Source organism: Paenibacillus anseongensis (assembly GCF_009757995.1).
In the GTDB taxonomy this organism is placed as follows: domain Bacteria; phylum Bacillota; class Bacilli; order Paenibacillales; family NBRC-103111; genus Paenibacillus_E; species Paenibacillus_E chondroitinus.
Genome location: NZ_WSEM01000004.1, coordinates 153,416 through 175,706 on the forward strand (window position 1 = coordinate 153,416; position 22,291 = coordinate 175,706).

10 protein-coding genes are annotated in these 22,291 nt (G+C 45.5%); all 10 read left to right on the plus strand.

Annotated elements, in window-relative coordinates; all coding sequences use genetic code 11:
- The first annotated feature begins 84 nt into the window (after positions 1-84).
- A complete protein-coding gene (locus GON05_RS02740) occupies positions 85-969 on the plus strand; it encodes a carbohydrate ABC transporter permease (RefSeq protein ID WP_157317710.1) in 885 nt (294 codons plus the stop codon).
- Positions 966-1,847 (plus strand): carbohydrate ABC transporter permease, encoded by an 882-nt coding sequence (locus GON05_RS02745; RefSeq protein WP_246069069.1) that lies wholly within the window; start codon positions 966-968, stop codon positions 1,845-1,847. Before GON05_RS02740 ends, GON05_RS02745 begins: the two co-directional genes overlap by 4 nt.
- A gap of 35 nt (positions 1,848-1,882) precedes the next feature.
- A complete protein-coding gene (locus GON05_RS02750; RefSeq protein ID WP_157317711.1) occupies positions 1,883-3,901 on the plus strand; it encodes a beta-galactosidase in 2,019 nt (672 codons plus the stop codon).
- 252 nt (positions 3,902-4,153) lie between these two features.
- A complete protein-coding gene (locus GON05_RS02755) occupies positions 4,154-5,953 on the plus strand; it encodes a sensor histidine kinase (protein ID WP_157317712.1) in 1,800 nt (599 codons plus the stop codon).
- A gap of 80 nt (positions 5,954-6,033) precedes the next feature.
- Positions 6,034-6,285 (plus strand): hypothetical protein, encoded by a 252-nt coding sequence (locus tag GON05_RS02760; RefSeq protein WP_127453721.1) that lies wholly within the window; start codon positions 6,034-6,036, stop codon positions 6,283-6,285.
- Positions 6,286-6,325: 40 nt separating this feature from the next.
- Positions 6,326-7,966, plus strand: coding sequence for a response regulator transcription factor (locus GON05_RS02765; RefSeq protein ID WP_157317713.1), 1,641 nt, complete (start codon positions 6,326-6,328; stop codon positions 7,964-7,966).
- 112 nt (positions 7,967-8,078) lie between these two features.
- Positions 8,079-9,386, plus strand: coding sequence for an ABC transporter substrate-binding protein (locus tag GON05_RS02770; protein ID WP_157317714.1), 1,308 nt, complete (start codon positions 8,079-8,081; stop codon positions 9,384-9,386).
- A 157-nt stretch (positions 9,387-9,543) separates the two neighbouring features.
- Entirely contained in the window at positions 9,544-15,855 is a 6,312-nt protein-coding gene (locus GON05_RS02775; protein ID WP_181646619.1) for a discoidin domain-containing protein, read from the plus strand.
- A gap of 78 nt (positions 15,856-15,933) precedes the next feature.
- On the plus strand, positions 15,934-17,724 hold the full coding sequence (locus tag GON05_RS02780) for an S-layer homology domain-containing protein (protein WP_157317716.1): 1,791 nt from the start codon (positions 15,934-15,936) through the stop codon (positions 17,722-17,724).
- Positions 17,725-17,797: 73 nt separating this feature from the next.
- Positions 17,798-22,273, plus strand: a complete 4,476-nt coding sequence (locus GON05_RS02785; RefSeq protein ID WP_157317717.1) for an NPCBM/NEW2 domain-containing protein — start codon at positions 17,798-17,800, stop codon at positions 22,271-22,273.
- Positions 22,274-22,291 lie beyond the last annotated feature (18 nt).

Sequence of the window (22,291 nt, forward strand, 5' to 3'; positions counted from 1 at the left end):
AGGCTTACAAAAAGATGATCTAAGGGGTATGCACCTGCACCGCTGTCATTACAAACATCATTGATGAAGGAATGAGGGAAGTACATGAACAACATAATGCAAAAAAGAGTGCTTATTTTTTCTTTTCTTGCGTTGCCGATTGGATTAATGCTGTTATTTCTCATCTACCCTACGGTGAAGCTGTTTCAATACAGTTTGACCGACTGGAATGGAATTAGCAGGGATTTGCACTTTGTAGGTTTTGACAATTATTTGAAAGCGCTCAAAATGTCGCAAGTATGGCAATCGCTTTCGAATAACTGGCTTTATTTTATTATCCATGCGCTGTTGATTCCCATTGAGATTTTATTGGCGGTTATGTTAAATGCCAAAATGCGAGCTAGCGAATTCTTCCGTTCTATCGTTTTACTTCCTTACATCATTAATGGTGTAGCAGTCGCTTATATTTTCGGATATTTGTACAACCCAGTAAATGGTCCAATCAATGAGATGTTGATGGCTGTCGGTTTGGAGAGCTGGATTCATAACTGGCTCAGTGACGTGAAAATCGTTAACTATTCTCTTGTCGCGATCTCCCTATGGCGATTTGCAGGTTTTCATATCATTTTATTTCTAGCAGGTGTGCAATCCATACCAAATGATCTGTATGAAGCTGCAACGATTGATGGCGCTAACAAAATGCAGCAGATTCGCTACATCGTTTTACCAGGCATTCGCCGCGTTATTGAAATTATTTTGTTCTTAAATATTCGGGGAGCACTTCAAGTCTTCGATATTCCTTTCCTTGTCACACAAGGCGGTCCAGGTACTTCGAGTAGCACATTTACGATTTTCACGATCAATACGGCCTTTAAATTCAATAGTTATGGCTTAGCTTCGGCTTTGGCGATTATTTTAATGGTTATGATCATTGCATTCAGCATTATTCAGAACCTACTGATTCGTGAGAAAGGGGAAAAATCATCATGAGCATGCCTCAAGCCGAGCTTGCAGCCAAACCTCGCAGAGTGGAAAAGGCAAATTTGTTTTCCTTTCTTGGCAAGTCACTCTATTACGTCATTTTATCGATCATCACGATCATTATCTTTGTTCCGCTGCTTGTGGTTGTTTTCGCCGCATTCAAGACATCCCCGGAGCTCGCGGCTACATCGCCGTTTGCGCTGCCTAAGAGCTGGTCGTTCCACAACTTTGCCGTCGCCTTCGAGAAAGCGAATATGTTAGTAGGGTTAATTAACTCACTAAGTGTTACGGTTTCTAGCGTTGTCATTAATGCTATTCTCGGAGCTATGACAGCCTTCGTACTTAATCGGTTTAATTTCCGCTTCAAAAAAACGATCTTTCTGCTATTTATCATCGCGTCCGTCGTACCAGCCTACACGACTGAAGTGGCACGTTTTCAAACGATTAAGTCATTAGGTCTCTATAATACGATTTTTGCACCGTTGATCATTTATGCCGGAACAGATTTGATGCAAATTTTCATTTATCTGCAGTTCATTGAGAAAATATCGAAGCAGCTGGACGAAAGCGCGCTTTTGGATGGGGCATCGTATTTCCGGATTTTCCGCTCGATCTTATTCCCGCTCTTACTGCCCGCAACGGCTACACTGGCGATCATCAAGGCCGTTGATATTATGAACGATATGTACATTCCTTATTTGTATATGCCTTCGAAGAAACTAAGTACGCTATCTACCGCGTTGATGACGTTTGTAGGCGAGCGCGCAACCTATTGGAATGAGTTGTCAGCCGCAATTATTTTGGTGATGTTACCAACCATCTTGATTTATTTGGTTCTGCGTAAATTTATTTTTGCCGGATTAATGGACGGAGCAATTAAAGAGTAATACTTTTCAACGATTGTACTTTGGGGGGACAACCAATGATTAATGACAAACTGCCATCCATCTATTATGGCGGTGATTACAATCCGGACCAATGGCCAGAGGAAGTTTGGCAAGAAGATATGCGGATGTTTAAATTGGCGGGCATCAATATCGTTACACTGCCTGTGTTCAGCTGGGCGAAGCTGCAGCCTTCAGAAGATACATACGATTTTGAATGGCTGGATAAAATTATTGCTACAGTCGCACAGGAAGGCATTTTCCTTTGCTTGGCTACTTCAACGGCGGCGCAGCCTGCTTGGATGTCGCGCTTGTATCCAGAAGTGCTTCCCGTCGATATTGACGGCAGGAAGCGCACGCACGGCTCCCGCGTTAATTTCTGCCCTAATAGCCGGGTGTACCGAATGTTCTCGCAGCGTCTCGCAACCAAGATGGCGGAGCGTTATGGACAGCATCCATCCTTGCTAGTTTGGCACATTGGGAATGAGTATGCGCCGCATTGCTACTGCGATACGTGTGCGTCTTCTTTCCGTACTTGGCTGCAGAAGAAATACGGCACGTTAGAGGTTGTAAATCGCGTATGGAATATGAGCTTCTGGTCTCACACGGTATATGAGTGGGAAGATATTGTACCCCCTACGAATTTGAATGGGAATAACAGATGTTTCCAAGGAATCGCGTTGGATTATAAAAGATTTATGTCGGATGCGATCCTAGAGTGTTATCAAGGCGAGTATGACATCATTAAACGGATTACTCCGGACATTAAAATCACGTCGAATATATGGGGACTCTTTAACGGGCTGGATTTAAAGAAATGGGCCGACCATATGGATGTTGTATCATGGGACAGCTATCCCCAAATGAATGAGCCCATGAGCAACGTGGCGATGAGGCATGATTACATGAGAGGGCTGAAGGACGGACAACCTTTCATGTTGATGGAGCAGACGCCAAGCCAGCAAAACTGGCAGCCTTATAACAGTCTCAAACGGCCCGGTGTTATGCGGCTTTGGAGCTATCAAGCGATAGCGCACGGGGCAGATACGGTTATGTTTTTTCAACTGCGTCGTTCCGTTGGTGCGTGCGAGAAGTATCATGGTGCTTTGATTGCTCACGCAGGCCATGAGCATACAAGAGTATTTCAAGAGTGCACACAATTAGGAAAGGAGCTGCAGATGTTGGGGGATACGCTTCTAGATTCCGTAACGGAGTCCAAAGTAGCGCTGTTGTTTGATATTGATACTTGGAATGCCGTGGAAATGACCAGCGGACCGAGCGTGGATCTGGATTATCTTAAGCAGGCTCAGAAGTACTACAGAGCCTTTTATGATTTAAATGTTAGTTTGGATGTCATTAGCCCGCTTAGTGACTTCTCCAAATATGAATTAATTATCGCACCAGTGATGTACATGTTGAAACCTGGCGTAAGCGATCGGCTGAAGTCGTTTGTGAAGCAGGGTGGGACGTTTGTTACGTCGTTTTTCAGTGGGATTGTGAATGAAAATGATCTTGTAACCTTAGGTGGTTACCCAGGCGAATTACGTGACTTGCTCGGCATATGGGTAGAGGAAATCGATGCGCTCCAACCGGAAATGACGAATAGAATTATGATGAATTCGACGTTTGGGGAACTTCATGGCGAATACGAATGCGGACTCTTGTGCGATTTGCTGCACCTTGAGGGAGCGGAGGCGCTTGGCGTTTATGGACGTGATTTTTACGCAGGCATGCCGGCAATCACCCGAAATACATTCGGGCAAGGGGAAGCTTATTATGTAGCAACTGACCCTGAACAGAGATTTTTGGAACAGCTCAGCAAAACGATTTGTGAACGATTGAATTTGACGACGGCTCATCAAGCTCCAGAAGGTGTCGAGATCAGAAGCAGACAGAAAGATGATAAAACGTATACCTTTGTTTTGAATCATAACGCTTATGAAACAGCAATTCTATTAAATGTTGGATCCTATAAGGATCTATTGTCACACCGAGTCTATGAACGGACGCTGGTACTTGAGCCGCATGGAGTAGCTATTTTAGAAGTTTGTTCCTAATAACTTTCATAGGGAAGACAGTTATGTCTTCTCTATCTTTGGTTGTAATTAATTGGATTTAATAGGGGGTTGACGTATTTCGTAATAAATTTTATGATGACGGTAGATGTCGAATCATGGTGAATACGCGATCAATTCATAAATGAAAGCGTAACAACTTTTACACAAATTACCTGGTACCCAGTTTCCCGTCATGCCGGAATGTGTAATCTCACAGCATAGTTGTAACTTGAGAAAACGGGGGGACTGCCAGTGCGTATTTTGAAAAAGAGATGGCCAATCACATCGATTCTGTACGTGATGTTCTTTTTTGTGATCGTTATGCCTATTGTTTTAGTTGCGTTTCTATCATTAAGAGCTTACACAGATATTTTGTTGTCTAACATCACTTCACGCACTATGCAAACATTGGAACAAGTCTCTTACTCCATCGACCAGGAGAAAAGTAGATATATCAGGACGGTTGCCGCAATTGCCTCGGATAATAATCTAATTTCGCTTGCTACTTCTTACCATCGCAGCACACAATCCAAAGACCTATTCAACTCTTCCATTCAATTAGAAAATCAATTAAAAAATTATTTGCACGATATGCCCGATGTTGTTTCCGCGATGTTCGTTTATCGCGACGGAGGCGCCTATTACTTTGAAGGCACCCATTTTCACAATATTAATACGCGGATTAACGAAAATCTTTTAAAGAGTACGGATCTTTATCAGAAAACGCTTCAGAACCAAGGGCGAGTTTTGTTATTCGGATCTGAAGAGAATGTATTGATTGAATCGAATGATAAATATATTTTATCCGCAGCAATAGCTCCCCAGTACGAAAGATCATTTAGTGATGTAGAGATGATCTATTTTGTGATCCAAGCCAAAACATTTGAGAATCTGGCAGAATCTACGTCTAACCAGGACGGTAGTTTTATTATCCTGGACGGCAGTGGGAATATCATGCTGGATACAAGTAAAGATAAAAGTAAAAACATTGAAAAACAAACCATTGAACAAGCGCGGAACAAGAAAAGCGGCAACTTTGAAACGATGGTTTATGACGAAAAGATGTTTGTCACTTTTCTAACCATGGAGCGGACGGAATGGAAAATCATCTACATTACCCCATATGAGCAGATGACGGCCCAAGTTAGAGAGATCTATAAACTAGTGATGAATGTTTCCGCGGCAGGACTCATCATATTTTTAATCGTGTCGTTTTTCCTTGTCCGGAGTATCGTCGGCCCAATCAAATCGCTCATTTTCCAAATGAATAAAATGAAAAGCGGTTCTTTTCATGTGGATTTGGAGCTTGCGGGTCCATTGGAAATTTATTCACTAGGTAAAACATTTCAAAATATGACCGTCCGTATACAGGAGCTTATCATTGAAAGGCAAGAACAAGAAAAGCTGAAAACACGGGCGGAAATCGATGCGCTGCAATCTCAAATTAATCCTCATTTTCTGGTAAATACACTTAATGCCATTAAAATTATGGCGATGTTGTCCAAGGCTACCAATCTGGTGGAAATGACGGATTCTCTTATTAAACTGTTATCTGCGACCTTTCATCGGGGCGGCTCTTACATCCAGGTTTTTGATGAAATGCAAAGCTTGGAGAAGTACATCCATATTATGAAGGTGCGTTATGGTGATCGGTTTAAGGTCGAATACGACATCGATGATGGTGTGACAAACACCTATGTCCTGAAGCTGCTGTTGCAACCTATTTTGGAAAATGCCATTATTCATGGATTTTACGGCAAAGAAGCAATGGGAATCGTCAAAATAACGAGTAGAAAAAAGAATGATCAACTCATCATCACCATCACGGATAACGGAAAAGGGATGGAACAACGGACAATGGAAGCCTTGCTGCATGAGAAGAAGGTAGAGTCTTTATGTGGAATAGGTATTGCCAATGTGAATGATCGAATTCGATTAAATTACGGCGAGCCATACGGTTTGAAAATTAACAGTGAGTTAGGAGTTGGAACAGAAGTCATAGTCATACTGCCGCTCTTATCAAATGATCCGGATCATTCGCAGGCCTCATAGACCGATGTTTATAAACTGCAAGTAACTGCTGCTGTCCGTGATGCATAGAGAAAACGGATAAAGGGGGGCGTGTCTTTCCTATGAAATTTTGCTTATATGATACCAAATATGATCGAGTCATCCTCATTGAAAAAAGCTTTCTTTCAGCCTTGTTGTTGAAGGAGAAATTCGGGCTATCCGTTGATATTGCTGTACTGCCTATTCTATCCAAGCAAGAGTACATGTCCTTTCCCAGCTCGTTTCGCGGAGAAGTGGGCGGTCGATCTTATTTACTATACGAAGTTCCAGGAATCATAGAACAAAAGTACGATCAAGTCATTGTTCAGGATTAAGGCAGCGATATCGGCTTTATTTTCAGAATGGGGGAAAAGAATGTTTAGAGTCATGATCGTCGATGACGAGCCGCTAGTAAGACTAGCCATGGGGGCGATTATTCCGTGGGGCGATTTGGACTGCGAGGTGGTGGCAGAAGCTGCGGATGGTTATGAAGCATGGCAGCGCATATCGGTACATCAGGACGTTGATTTGATGATTGTTGATATGAGCATGCCAGTTATGGATGCCCTTACTTTGCTCTCTAAATTGCAGGAAGCAAATTTGACGAATCCACCGCTTAGTATTGTGCTTAGTGCGTATTCAGATTTTGATTTTGTGAGGAAAGCATTCCTGCTTGGAGCAGTCGATTACATTATGAAGGCGGATCTTGATCCCGAACATATCATTCCTGTGATCAAAAAGGCGATCAGCCAGATCCAAGAGAAGTCGATCACTGCGGCGAATTTGATAAAAAGCAACAGTGAATCCGACTTGAAGCAGCGAGAAACCTGGCTTAGGGGCTTGTTATGCGATAAAGACTATATGTACAGCCATAACTTAACGCAGGACGACTCCTTTCAAAAGTGGATGACGCAATTTGTGAATTTTCAGCATGTTATGGTATCTGTTATGCCGGATATACCATCGACCGCTGCGAATTTGCCGGGGCACGCCGGTATGGATCATCAGGATCATTTAGTTAAGATCATTAAACAAGGGATGGAAATTGTTAAACACCCTTATGAATTATTGCAGGTTCAAGAAGATGAGTATGCGCTTCTGTTGTGTTTTGAGTCATCGACGAGCTTTTTAAATTTACGTGGACACGTAATGGAACTCCTGGATTCCTTGCGCAATACGGTCAAAAACTTTTTAAATGTCTCGTTATCCGTGGGAGTAGCAGAATCATGCACAGACTGGAAAAACTGGCATCTCCGATACAGTCAGGCGAAGGGATTGGCCAGCCTGCGATTTTCAGAAGGTCCTGGGCGTGTGTACTATCCCGAAACGGTAAGCGTAAACGAGAAAGTGCTGCCCACGCCTTTTGATTACACGGTGATGATGTATCTTATGGAGAAGGGGGATGGCAAGTGGCAGCAGCAATTGTACACCGGGTTAAGTCAATTAAGCGAGATGCCGAATGTAACATTGGAAAGCTCTCTCCCGATCTATGAAGAATTGATTTGGAATATAGGGGCACTCCTGCATGCCAAAGGGATGAACTGGACGCATGTCATTGAAACGCGACGAAGGCCGTATGAGATTGTTGAGCAATTCACGTTCCGTGATGATTTACACGAGTGGATTGAGAAGTTGGTGTTTCGCCTGGCAGATTTACTGCATCCTGATAAAATTCGTGAAGAGAATCCACAGCGGTTGGTGGAGAGGGTCAAGCGTTATGTAGAGAAACACTACTGTACGGCAATTACGCTGGGGCAAGTCAGTGAATGGGCGCAGGTGACCGAGAGCCATTTGAGCAAACAGTTTGTGAAAGAAACAGGTGAGCATTTTATTGAATATGTGACAAAACTACGGATTAATGAGGCGACCAGGCTCATAGAAACGGAAATGAAAATGTATGAAATTGCCGTTAAGGTGGGATATGAGAACCCTGAGCATTTCAGCCGTGTGTTTAAGAAATATCGGGGAATGAGCCCTCAAAAGTATCGGGACAATTATTCAAGGAAAAAAGAATGAGCACAAAATATATCAAGCTAATCACCAAATATATCAATGAAAGCGTATTCTGTATTTTTGTAATATATAGATGTAAATAGGTCACGTTATCTTAAGGGGGTCAAGAAAGACTATGAAAAAAAGATTAGTAACATCTGTACTTTCAATTGCCTTGACGTTTGGATTAGCAGGTTGCGGCGCGAATACGGCGACTACGGACAACAGTTCTTCAGCTGCTCCTACAGCAGCAGACAGCACCAAAGAGAATGCGGTTACATTGAAACTTGCGATGTGGGATAGCGACAGCGAGTTCCTGGATAGCTGGACCAAAAAGGTAAAAGAGTTCTCAACCGTTATGCCGAACGTGAAGATGGAAGTTGAAACTTTCAAAAGTGACGGCGACTACCTGCAAGCGATGAAAGTTAGATTAGCCGCTAACGAATTGCCGGATATTATCGAGTTGAAGCCTAACTTTATCAACGATTTCAAAGCAGAGCTTCTGCCGCTTGATGGTTTGAGCGTTACGGCTAAAAATACAAAAGCGAAACAATTTGCTGTAGATGGTAAAGTGCTGGCACTACCGGTTATATCTTTCCCAGAACTTGTTTACTATCATCCAAGTGTCTTTAAAGAGTTAGGCTTAAGTGTTCCGACAACGTGGGATCAGTTTGTAAGCGTATTAACGGACATTAAGAAGAGCGGTAAATATCAGCCTTATGCAATGGGCGGTAAGGACTCCTGGCCGAACTATCCATTCAATGAATTTATGCCGCTGTTAGCATCCGGTGACGAGAATTATTATGACAAAATCGCCGGCATGGATAAGCCTTTTGAAAAGGGTACGGCTTTCTACAAATCTTACAGCGATATTCAGGCTTTGTACGATGCCAAAGTGATGGGGGCAGATCCACTGGGCTTAAGCAATGACCAAGCAACAGGATTGTTTGAAGCGAAGAAAGCGGCTGTCATTGCCGCAGGACTATGGTACTTGCCGCAATACAAATCGAAAGTAGGAAATATCGATGATCTTGCAGCATTCCCACTTCCTACTCGTCATTCCGAAAGCGAACCGCTGAAAGTAATGACGTTCACGGATAACTTCTTCGGGATTAACAACAAATCCAAAAACGTAGAAGCAGCGAAGAAATTCCAAGAGTGGATGTTTGGCTCGGATGCCTATTCCTTCTATGTGAACAAGAAGCAAGCCAACTCCGTCATGGAGGGTGTCAAGGCAGATGTTCCGTTCTTGAATGATTTCTACAAAGCCAACAAAGTAGAAGAGTTCAACTATCGTCCAGGTGGCGAAAACTTCAATAAATATGTGAACTCCATCCAATTGGATTGGAAGAAGCTAGGCCAAGAGATGATGGGCGGAACGTCACTTGATAAGATTGCTAACGATCTGAACGACAAATGGACGAAAGCAAGAGCCAGCAAGTAAGGTTTGGCATGCAAGTAGGAGAGGGATGGCTTGTCATCTTCTCTCCCACTTTATGGGAAATTGATGCAAATCGGTTTCCATTTTTTTAAACGATTATGGTAAGCGTTTCCAAATTATGGTTTTGGTGGTTATACCATCTCAGAAGGAGGTTGTCTTGATGACTACAAAAGTTGGACGAAAAATATTTGCTTCCTGTCTTGCTGCTTCATTAGTTACACCTGCGTTTTATGGTCTAACAGCTCAGCAGGCAAGTGCCGCTACAACAACATCAATCAATTTAAATCCGAGTAATATGCAGCAATCATGGGACGGTTGGGGAACGGCGCTAGCTTGGTTCGGAAATGTTACAGGCGGTTGGAATGAAGCGACTAAAAACGCTTTGGCCGATGCGCTGTATTCACCACAAGGCTTGAATTTCAATATTGCCAGATACAACATAGGCGGTGGTGAAAATCCTGCGTACGATACGATGCGCCAAGGCGGTGAAGTGCCTGGATTCTCTCCTTCTCCTGGTGTGTACGATTGGACACAGGATGCGAATCAACGTTGGTGGCTGGGAGCTGCCATAGCAAGAGGGGCTAATAAATTGGAGGCATTCTCCAATTCCGCTCCGTACTATATGACGGTAAGTGGAAGTACAACGGGGAATTCGGATGCTTGGAAAGATAACTTGAAATCAACGGAGTATGACAATTTCGCAGACTACTTGGCGACGGTTGTCCAACATTTCGACGCTGAAGGAATTAAGTTCAACACACTGTCGCCGATCAATGAACCGAATACGAATTATTGGGGATTCGGCGGAGGGCAAGAAGGTTCTCACTGGGATACGGGCTCGCAAGCGAAAATGATTAATGCGGCTCGTGCAAAACTCGATTCCAAAGGACTTCAATCTGTCGCAATCTCGGCGATGGATGAGACTAGTGTGGACACGTTCATGACCGATTGGAACTCTTATGATTCAACAACCAAAGCGAACATAGGACAAATGAATACCCATACGTACAGCGGGTCAAACCGAACTGCGGTCAGAGATGCAGCTAAAAATGCCGGCAAACCGCTGTGGATGTCTGAAGTGGATCTTGGTCCATCGGGCGTTGCTCACAATCACGATGATTTTGAACCGGCATTGGCATTAGCAGAACGAATTATGACGGATATTACTTGGCTGGAACCTAAAGCTTGGGTACTCTGGCAAGCCATTGAGAGCGAGAAAAACATGCAGAGGGAAGACATGAACTGGGGTCTCCTTCACGCGGATTTTGATACACAAGATTGGTGGTATGGTAAAAAGTATTACGCAATGGCGCAATTCAGCAAATTTATCCCGCAGGGATCCAGATTTATTGCAGATAACAATGATAACACGTTAGCGGCGTATGATCCTTCCAAGAATAAAATTTATGTTGTATACAGAAATGCAAACACGACTAGCCAAAATATTTCTTTAGACATGTCACAGTTTGATGCTGTCACAGGGATTGCAACACCATATGTTTCATCTGCTGCGGAAAATGTAGAGCAGCATGCCAATGTTCCGATCGTGAATAAAACATTAACTACGACAGTTAGCCCGAAATCAATTACAACGTTTGTGATTGACGGAGCATCCTATACGGGTAATACGGTAATTCCGCAAAGTCAGATGAGTGTAGCTGCGAGCAGCGCTCAATCCGGGGAAGGACCTGAGAAAACACTGGATGGGAATGCTTCAAGCAAATGGCATTCGTCTTGGGATCCTTACGACGGAGGTCCGCATACCCTCACTTATAACCTTGGGCAAACTTATAACGATGTCTATAAGCTGAGCTATTTACCAAGGCAAGATGCTGACTGGAATGGCGTTATTACCAAGTATACCGTTGAAACGAGCACGGACGGCACCGTTTTTAATCCTGTTGCGCAAGGTACATGGAATAACGATAAAACCGAGAAAACGGCAACATTCTCGTCGACCACTGCTCAGTATGTAAGGCTGAAAGTGGACGAAACGAATGGTTCGGGAGCACAGTATGCGTCGGCTGCCGAGATCAACATTTTGAGAAAACCAAGCTTTACCGTAGATAAGGATACGCTGAATCAGACAATTGCCAGCGCAGAGGCATTGATAGCTACTGACGCCAGCTTGACGACATTGCAAACGTTAGTCAACGAAGGCAAGACAGTTCGGGATACCGCCTACGTGACACAAGAAGCTATCACAAACATCACAGGTAAAATTACCGCTGAATATAATCAGCAAGCTAATTCGTTCGGAATGATCCCGCAAAACCAAATGACGGTAACAACAGACAGTTCCGCATCCGGTGAAGGACCAGCGAAAACGTTGGACGGTGACATTGGCACGAAATGGCATACAGCTTGGGATGGCTCGTATACACCGCTTCCGCATTCCGTCACTTACAATCTTGGCAAGGCGTATGATGGTGTGTATAAGCTGAGCTATTTGCCAAGGCAGGATGTAGATTGGAACGGCGTTGTAACGAAGTTTGAAATATCCGTGAGCCCTGATGGCAACGCTTTCACTAAAGTTGCTGAAGGAAACTGGGAGGCAGACAGACTGGAGAAGTCAGCAACCTTTAACGCACACGGCGCTTCCTATGTGAAGTTTACCGCACTGGCTTCGAAAAGTGATGCAGGCAAGCAGTATGCATCGGCTGCTGAAATCAATATTTTCAACAAAGCTGGATTTACCCTGGATACGTCCAAACTCGACAATGCGATGGCTGCAGCGACTACGTTCATTAGTAATTTTTCGGGTGATCCTGCCTATTTGGCTGACCTGGAAACATTGCGCACGCAAGGTACGGCGCTTTTGAACAGCAGCACGACGACCCAGGAAGAGATGGCGACTCTGGCAAACAAAATGACAGCCGAGATCGCAAAAATCCAAAGCAATGAGCAGCAGACTAACGGAATTAGTCTCTTCTACACTCCGGAAGCTTATGCTTCTAATCCTTCCAGCCTCATGTTGGATAATAACAACTCAACGTTCTATGAATCCAACTGGGCATCAAACGGAAGAAAATACAGAGCTGGCGATTACATCATTGTGGATCTTGGTCAGAACAGGCCGGACATTGGAAAGGTCATGGTTACGCCAAGGCAGGATAAGGCAAACGGAAGAATTGGACAATTTAAGATTTACTACAGCGATGCGGATTTAACCAATAAACCGGTAGACGGTACGCAAGCTTATTTGGACCAGAATTTCACTTTTGCAGCGAATGGCGTTTGGGACACATCCAGCTCCAGCGCACAATCGGCAACATTCAAATCGCATAAAGCCAGATATGTAGCGATTCAGGCTCTTTCTACAGGCGGGGATGGTGATACCCTAACTGCCGCAGAGATTGCTGTCAGCCAGAAAAAATCCACTGGCTTCGATACGTCAAGCTTGGAGAATGCCATTACGCAATTGCGCACGGCGTCCAGCATTAGCCCGAAAGTAGCGGAGACGATTGAAAGTAAAGTTTCATCGATCGGAACGCTCAGCGATTTAACTGAGGAAAGCATTCCTTACTACACTAACACTCTGCAGGACTTATACAATTTATATCAGACCGTAGGTAAAACGAATTCCATTAAAAATGGTGAAGTGTGGCTGGATGGAGATGGCGTTCCAATTCAGGCTCATGGCGGCGGCATTCTGTATAACGAGAAAAACAAAACGTACTACTGGTATGGCGAAGACAAAACGGAGAATAATGTTGGCTCAGGTTATGTACCGGTAACAGGCGTTCACGCGTACTCTTCTAAAGATTTGTATAACTGGAAAAATGAAGGGGTTGTATTGCCGGTATTCAACAACCCGCAACTTGGCGAAGATGTATTGTCTGGCGGAAACCTGCCACTGTACTTGGATGAGAATTCCGAGACTTACAAGAACAGCGGAGTTCCATTCGATCCGAATCGAGTTGTGAATATCACGGATCGCTATGGCGATTACACAGGTCCGATGAAATCGCCGGTCAATTCGTTAAGCAAACATAATTCACCTGAACGCATAGCTGAGCTTAATGCATTGTACGCGGACAAAACGAATGCAGAGAAGCAAGCGATGTATAAAGCTTTCAACTGGGATAAAGTTGTTGAACGTCCGAAGGTTGTCTACAACAAGAAAACGGATAAATATGTGATGTGGTGGCATCAAGACGGGCCGATCGCCGGTAAGTATTGGACGGCGGCAGGCGGCGTTGCGATCAGCGATTCGCCAGCGGGTCCATTCAAGTTTCTCGGCATATCCCGATTGCCGAACAATGGATGGGGTGGCGGCGAAGGCGAAGGCATGCTGCGCGATATGACGCTGTATGTAGACGATGACGGCAATGATGCGACGGATGACAAAGCTTATTTAATTTATGCATCCGAAGGGAACGAGAGGACTGTCATCACGATGCTGAATGATGACTACACGGGTCCGGCTACGAATGCGAACGGCCAGTCTGTGGAAGGTACTCATTATGTGAGAGCCTTCCCGTGGTACAGAGAAGCGCCGACGATGTTCAAACAGGATGGTGTCTATTACATGATTACATCCGGACAGTCGGGTTGGAACCCGAACCAAGCGGAATATCATGTATCGACAAATGGCATATTCGGCCCATGGGAACATAAAGGTGATCCGTTTGTGGACGACTGGAAACACACGACACATGATAGCCAAAGCACGTATGTTCTGCCTTACCGGGATGGCAATGGCGATATCGTACCGAATAAATTCATTTTTATGGCCGATCGTTGGTACCCTAATGATCTGAAGGATTCCAGATATGTATGGCTTCCATTCGAGATAAATACCCAGAACCGAACGATTGGCGCAAGCTGGTCCTACGAGTGGAAACTCTCCGTCTTCAAAACAGGTACGACCGTGAGCTTCAACAGCAACGGTGGCAGTGAGGTTCGTCCTGTGTACGGAGCTGTACAAGGTTCGAAGATTGCAGCACCTGAAACTCCAGCGAAGAACGGGTTTACTTTTGCAGGCTGGTATCAAGATGAAGCCTTGACAGTCGGCTGGGATTTCGGCGTGAATACGATTCCGGCAACGGATATCACGCTCTATGCGAAGTGGGAGCAAGTTGGTGCACCAGTCATTACAGGCGTTCAGCCAGTGACTGTAGCTACAGCTACCTATGTGGCACCAATTTTGCCTGCCAATGTCACTGTCGTTTATAACAATGCTACAACGGGGACAAAATCGGTTCAATGGGACTCAGTGGCTCCGTCTAAGTATGGAGTGGCTGGCAGCTTTAACGTGAATGGCGTTGTAGACGGTACCGCGATACCGGCCGTTGCGAAAGTGACCGTAACCGATAATGTGTACCCTGTTCAATCGATTTCCGTGAGCGGCGTCGGCGGCATGAATGAGATTACGGTACAGGGCGGCACGCTGCAAATGCAAGCCATAGTACTGCCTTCGAATGCCAATGGTCAAGTCACATGGAGTGTCTGGGAAAACGATGGTCTCACGACGACCAATAAAGCAACGATTAACGCCAATGGACTGCTAACGGCAAATACGAACGGAATTGTGAAAGTGGTGGCGGCAGCTGCAGACGGCAGTGGTGTTCAAGGTTTCAATTATGTCCAGATCAGCGGTCAGATAGCGACGCCGACCGATGTGCCTCATGCTACGTTAACAGGGGCAGCAGCCGTTCAAGCAGGAGCTGCATTCTCGACCAACTTTGGTTTAACGAACGTCACGAATAGCTCATCTTCCAGCGTATATGCAGCAGACATCGTAGTAAGCTTCGATGCAAATGCGATTGAATTCGTATCGGTGGATTCATTGAAATCCGGCTTTAAAGTGGTAGATACGAAAACGGATGTACCGGGTCAAGTTCGGATTATCGCGATCAGCGAAGGAGAAGCGGGAGCTATTACCGCAAGCGGAGATGTATTCAGCTTTAATTGGAAGGCAAAGTCTCAACAATCATCCCCGACAACCAATCTGAATCTAACCAAGGTAGCCCTTTCTAATGCACTTAGTCAAAAGATGGATGCATCCTTAGCAAATCTTACGATTTCTATTACAGCGGCTGAAGCTGCAGACAAGACAACGTTGCAAACGGTACTCAATTTGGCGCAGTCCATCTACGATCGTGCGGTAGAAGGAACGCAAGTCGGACAACATGCAGTTGGTTCCAAGGCAGTATTACTTGCTGCGATCCAAACGGCCACTGCCGTCAACACGGCTCCGGCGGTTAGCCAGCAGCAATTGGATGACGCAGCGATCGTGTTAAACCAAGCGATCCAAACGTTTAACAATCAGTTCATCACGACCTACGCTGCAGGAGATGTCAATGAAGATAGACTCGTTGATATCGCAGACTTGGGTGAAGTAGCGGTGAATTATGGCAAGACTTCCGCAGCAAGCGATTGGGACAAAATCAAAGTTGCCGACTTCAATCATGACGGCAAGATTAACATTCTCGACGTAGTAGGAGTCGCTAAACGGATCCTGCAATAACAATGAATCTGAAATGGAAGAGAAAGGCCAGCCCTTTCTCTTTCCATATTCGGATGATATTCAGAAGGAGTGAACCCCATGTTACGTAAAACAGGGTTATTTTTAACAACTATGATGCTCTTATTTACGATTATCCCATTCGGCATGACGGTAAGTGCTGCTGGAATCCCTACATTTAATGTGAATCTAAATGCTTCTCAAGTAACCGTCGGCGACAATGTGGTCGTTACGATTCAAGGTACTAATGTAACAGATTTATATGGATATGAAGCTATTCTGACCTATGATGCAGACCGTCTGGAATTCAATTCAGTTCAATCGCAATCTAATGGCTTAATCAATGCGTACAAGATCGCGCAAGCTTCAGGTAATCAGGTCACATTTGCTAATACGAAAATTAAAAATATACCGGGCGAAAATGGAAATCTAGTTATTTGCACGCTGGTTTTCAAGGCGAAGCAGAGCGGACAAGCTAACGTAACTTTGACTAAGATGACAACCGTGACATCGCAAGAGCTTCCGTCTATTTGGAATGTTAACGCACAAGCTGCCGTAAAAATTAACGGTGTAACTCCTGGTCCTAGCGGCGGAGGAGGAGGAGGAGGAGGCACAACGACTCCAACAACGAAGGAAGATCCGGGCCTCTATGTACCCAAAGAATCGGAGCTGCGGATTGAAACCAAACAAGATGGCCAAACCTCTGTGACAGCAGTGATCGATAGCAAACGCCTTGCGCAGAAGTTAGCGGATCTGCAAGCAACGAGCGGCACCGTTTTGAACTTTGAGATTCCTGGCGAGCGTGAGTTGAATGCCTTGCAATTACCGTTGGCAACGTTGCTCGATAGCTTGAAGAATCATAAAGATACCATTTTGAGCGTACGCAGCCATTTGGGTACTTACGATCTTCCGATGTCCGTACTGAACCAGTCGGATTTTGCGGGGGCTGATGTAGAGGGAGCGACGCTAATCATTCGGATCGATAAGGCTAAATCGCTGCATGAAACGAAATTTGACCAATCCATTTCCGATAAGGGCATGGTGCGTGTGAGCGATATGATCGATTATAAAGTCATTCTGAAAACCAAGGACAAAGAAGAGGAAATTCATAGCTTCGGCAATAGCTTTGTGACTCGTGTTATTCATGTAGATGAATTGATTCAAGATTCTTCTGCAGCGACAGCGGTCGTTTATGATCCAGCTACAGGAGAAATGAAATTCGTGCCTTCCGTGTTTAATGCCAAAGACGGTAAAACCGAAGTGAAGGTGATTCGAAACACAAACAGTTTGTATGCGATCGTTCAAAATAAGAAAACATTTGACGACATGATCGGTCACTGGGCACAGCAAGATGTGGAACAGTTGGCTTCGAAAATGATTATTAACGGGACTTCGGACCGTACGTATACGCCTGAGATGCAAGTCACTCGCGCTGAGTTTGCCGCCTTGCTCGTACGAGGACTGGGATTGCCTGCAGAGGCTGGGCTGAATGTCTTCACAGATATCGCAGCTACGCAGTGGTACGCCCCAGAAGTTAATACAGCGGCGAAGTACGGCTTGGTTCAAGGCGTCGCGGAGGGGCAATTCAGCCCGGATGCGCAGATTACAAGAGAGCAAATGGTCGTGATGATGATGAAAGCGATTGGGCTTGTGAAAGGAACACCAGCATCTAGCGCAAGTGCGACGAATGTTTCATTCGCCGATCAAGACCTGTTGTCGGATTATGCCCGCAGCGCGGTGGCAGACGCCGCCAGCAAAGGGTTGATTCACGGCAAAACAGAAACAACGTTTGCACCACAAGATGTGGCTACTCGCGCTGAAGCGGCTGTCATCATCAAACGAGTGCTGAAATATGCGAATTTGATCAATTAAGAAGAAAGTTTATTACAACATGTATGGTAAGCCTGCTTTCAGCAGGCTTACTTTTCAAAAGGAGGGGATTTAGTTGTGCAGGAAGATTTCAACATGCGTAGGACTCATATTTATGCTGCTTTTTGCCTCGGTTACACCCGTTTTTGCTACTACCAATAATCAAAACACAGCAACCCCCGTTGTGAATGATAGCTACACAAATCAGAAAAACTATGTGGATCTCAGGTTTGGCATGTTTATCCACTACAACATGGGAACCTATCATGATCAGGAATGGGTGACACCAGGACAAGATCCGCTTTCTTTTAATCCTAAGCAAGTGAATACAGATCAATGGGCGGCAGCCGCCAAATCCGCAGGCATCAAATACACCGTTCTAACGACCAAACACCATGACGGATTTGCCCTATGGCCAACCAAATATGGCAATTACAACGTGATGAACAGCTCCTACAAGAAAGATATCGTGAGGCAATATGTTGACTCCATGCGTGCGCAAGGAGTTTTGCCAGGGCTGTACTTCTCCATCTGGGATCGTCAGCAAGGCGTTCAGAAAGGTTCCGTCAGCAGAGTAGATATCGAATTTATTAAAGGGCAGCTAACTGAGCTACTGACGAATTACGGCGAAATTCCGGTGTTGGTTATCGATGGCTGGGCCTGGGAAATGGGACATAATGAAGTCCCTTACCAAGAAATTCGCGAATTAATAAAGCGGTTACAACCCAATATTCTAATTGTGGATCATAATGGACAAACGCAGCCATGGGATGAGGATATCATTTATTTTGAAGAACCTAAAGGCGTTTGGGCACCTTCCAACAATGCATATGCCGCTAACCAGGGCATGCCTCTCGTGTCCAGTCAATGGTTCTGGCACGATTGGATGACGAATGCAGAGCCGGCAAGCGTGCAGAATATTGTGCAGGATCATCTTGGTTATTTAGAACCTCGTTATACAAACTTCCTACTCAACGTTTCGCCGAACCCGGATGGGGAGCTGGATCCTAACGTAGTTAATCGGTTGGGGGAGATTGGACAAGCATGGTCGCCGAATGCATCTCGTCCTCCACTGCCTGAGCAGCCAATTGTGATGGAGCATCCGATTACAGCAAATTCGGCAACGGCTACTAGCGGGAATGCAAGCAATGCGATTGATGGCTTTATGGATTATGTAGGCACTTACTCGGAGACGGTTTGGCAAACGAACACATCGCTGCCTCAATCCATCACACTAGATTTGGGCTATACGTACAACAACATTAATATGTTGAATTACTTGCCTTCGCAAAATTTATCACAAGGGATGATCACATCCTATCAGTTATACGCGAGCGAGGACGGAACGAACTTCACTCCGGTTACAAACGGCACATGGGATGGGGACAAGACCATGAAACGTGTGACGTTCCCATCGCAAACAGCACGTTATTTCAAAATGGAAGTGAGTGGAGCTGTAGGGGGCTTTGCTGCTGCGGGCGAGCTGGAAGTGGGCTCCTACACGAATGACATTCCAACTCGGACGGGGATCGACTCCTTTGATGTCAACACGCTGTATCGCATCGTGAATAAAGCGACCGGCAAAGCGCTGGGCGTTGGGAATTCTACGGCGGATGGAGCAGCTGTTGCCGAGCGGACGCAATCAGGTTCGCTGGATCAGCAATGGGTTATCGACGATTTAGGACTGGGCAAATATAAGATTGCCAATAAACTTAGTAGACAAGTTATGGATGTTCCAGCTGCCAGTAAATCGCCTGGGAAAGCAGTTATTCAATGGACAGATTCTGAAACTGCTGCAGATCCTGCTGCCATCAACCAGCAGTGGGCCATCTCCAATGTTGGCAACGGTTATTTCAAAATTACCAACGTAAACAGCCAGTTGGCATTGGAAAACAGCAACGGTTCTACCGCTGACGGAAATCCGGTTGTTCAAAATACGTATACCGGAAGCGACAGCCAATTATGGAAAGTGGAAAGCATGCCTTCTTTGATCAAAAATGTGAAAGTGAACGGAGTGCCTGTCAAAGGCCTTAATGCGGAGAATCCTACGGTAACTCTGCCTGTTTTGAGAGAAGGGAATCTAGCGGTCCCAACCGTTACAGTGGACAAAGCCTCAGAAGACGTGCAGGTGGTCATCGATCCAGCCGACAGCTTGCCAGGTGCAACGACCATCACGGCTACAGCTGACAGCGGAGCGAAGCAGGAAGTCTACACGTTGAACTTTGAGTTGGTGGATCGTTATGCGAGCGACTTGGAATGGTTGAGTGCATCCTCAGGCTGGTTAACCGTTAAGAAGGACAAGAGCCTGGATGGCAATGCGATTCGTTTAATGGGCAGTAACGGCGCTGTCACATACGAGAAGGGCTTTGGCGTACATGCGGATTCAAGAATTATTTTTGACATATCGGGTAAAAATTATGAGTCCTTCACTGCTCTTGTGGGTGTCGACCAAGAAATAGCCAAATCGCCGTCTTACGCTGATGTGGAGTTTAAGGTGCTTGTAGACGGCGTAGAGAAATTTGCGAGCGGTGTCATGAAGGTTACCGACGTGGCCAAACCGGTAGATGTCAATGTAACTGGCGCTAGTACAGTGGAACTTGTTGTCACGAAGAGTGATAACGACAATAGCGAAGATCATGCAAGCTGGGCCAATGCGTCGTTTAGAGTTGCGGCAGGCAAATCCGAACAGAAGGAACAATTGCCTGAAGTTGACTATTTAAGCGATTTGAACTGGGCAAGCGCGAATTCCGGCTGGTTAACGGTTCAGAAAGACAAGAGCATTGGCGGCAATACGATCGTATTGAATAATGGGGATCAGGATCTCGTCTTTGCCAAAGGGCTTGGGACTCACGCTAATTCAACGATCAAGTATGATCTTACTGGAGCAGATTATGACACGTTTTCCTCCTTTATCGGTGTAGATAAGGAAGTGAATGGCGGAAGTTATAACGGCTCGGTACAGTTCAAAGTGTCAGGAGTGAAGAACGATGACACGATCGAATCGCTTTACTCCGGAAGTGTGTTGAGAGAGTCGGGTAATGCCCAATATGTGAAGGTAAATGTGAAAGGCTATAAACAGCTAATCTTGGAAGTTACGGATTCGGGCAATGGCAACAGCGAGGATCACGGTGATTGGGCGGATGCGAAGCTGACTAAGGCTGCTGTTGAAGCGACACCGGTAATTACTGGAGTTACGCCAGTAAATGTGGTTACAGCTAAGAATGTTCCGCCGGTTCTGCCTGCGAGTGTCACAGCTGTGTATAACAATGGGACAACGGCTGAGAAGTCGGTTCAGTGGGATCAGGTAGATTCGTCCAAGTATGCAATAGCTGGCAGTTTTGTCGTAAACGGTGTTGTAGATGGCACAGTCATACCGGCTGTAGCGAACGTAACGGTTACGGAAGCACAGCAGGTGAATGTTCAATCGATTGCTGTCACAAGTTCGGCGACGACAATTACCGAGAAGGAAGGAAGTTTACAATTCCAAGCTTCGGTTCTCCCAGCCAATGCGACGAACAAGTCTGTGGCATGGGCGGTTTTTGAATCAGATGGGGTAACAGTAACAGATAAGGCAGTGATTACGTCCAGCGGCTTGTTAACTGCGCAAAAAAACGGGATCGTGAAAGTCATTGCGACAGCAACGGACGGCAGCGGCATTCGAGGCACCAGCTATGTCGTGATCAGTGGTCAGCTACCTGTGCCGACCGATGTACCGCAAGCTACGCTCACGGGACCGGGAGTTGTTCAGACAGGGGCTGCGTTCTCGACGCAGTTTGGTTTAAACAATGTAACTGCCAGCGTATATTCGGCGGTGTATGCAGCGGATATTACCGTATCGTTTGACGCTGACACCATTGATTTTGTATCTGTAGATCCATTAATTTCTGGATTTACTAACGTTGAAACCAAAACCGATGTACCCGGCCAAGTTCGGATTCTAGCTGTGAGCCAAGGGAATACGGGAGTCGTAACGACAAACGGCGATTTATTCAAATTTAATTGGATCGTTAAGCCGAATCATCCGTCCACGACAACGAATTTGGTACTGACCCAAGTAGCTGTTTCTAACGGGCTTGCGCAAAAGGTGGATGCTACTCCAGCTAGTCTGACGGTATCGGTTATGGCAGCGTCAGATAAGACAACGCTGCAGACGGTGATCGGCTTGGCGCAATCCATTTATGATCGCGCCGTAGAAGGGACGCAAGTCGGACAATATGCCGCCGGTTCCAAAGCGGTGCTGTTAACAGCTATCCAGACTGCCACTGCTATTCAATCGGATGCTACGGCTACGCAGCAGCAGTTGGAACAAGCAGCTATTACGTTAAACCAAGCGTTGCAAGCTTTTTACGGGAAGATCGTTACGGATTATGAACGTGGAGATGTCAATGGAGATTACGTCATTGATATTGGTGACTTGGGTAAAGCAGCTGTGCATTACGGGAAGACCACGGCTAGCAGCGACTGGAATTTGGCGAAAAGCGCGGATATCAATCAGGACGGCAAGATTAACATTGTGGATATCGTAGGGATTGCTAAGCTGATTCTGCAGTAACGAGCAATAAGAGATGGA

What these genes read in the sequence shown, in the direction of transcription:
- GON05_RS02740 (WP_157317710.1), top strand. Translation starts at nt 85, where the DNA reads ATGAACAACATAATGCAAAAAAGAGTGCTTATTTTTTCTTTTCTTGCG.
- GON05_RS02780 (WP_157317716.1), top strand. Translation starts at nt 15,934, where the DNA reads ATGTTACGTAAAACAGGGTTATTTTTAACAACTATGATGCTCTTATTT.
- GON05_RS02770 (WP_157317714.1), top strand. Translation starts at nt 8,079, where the DNA reads ATGAAAAAAAGATTAGTAACATCTGTACTTTCAATTGCCTTGACGTTT.
- GON05_RS02760 (WP_127453721.1), top strand. Translation starts at nt 6,034, where the DNA reads ATGAAATTTTGCTTATATGATACCAAATATGATCGAGTCATCCTCATT.
- GON05_RS02745 (WP_246069069.1), top strand. Translation starts at nt 966, where the DNA reads ATGAGCATGCCTCAAGCCGAGCTTGCAGCCAAACCTCGCAGAGTGGAA.
- GON05_RS02765 (WP_157317713.1), top strand. Translation starts at nt 6,326, where the DNA reads ATGTTTAGAGTCATGATCGTCGATGACGAGCCGCTAGTAAGACTAGCC.
- GON05_RS02775 (WP_181646619.1), top strand. Translation starts at nt 9,544, where the DNA reads ATGACTACAAAAGTTGGACGAAAAATATTTGCTTCCTGTCTTGCTGCT.
- GON05_RS02750 (WP_157317711.1), top strand. Translation starts at nt 1,883, where the DNA reads ATGATTAATGACAAACTGCCATCCATCTATTATGGCGGTGATTACAAT.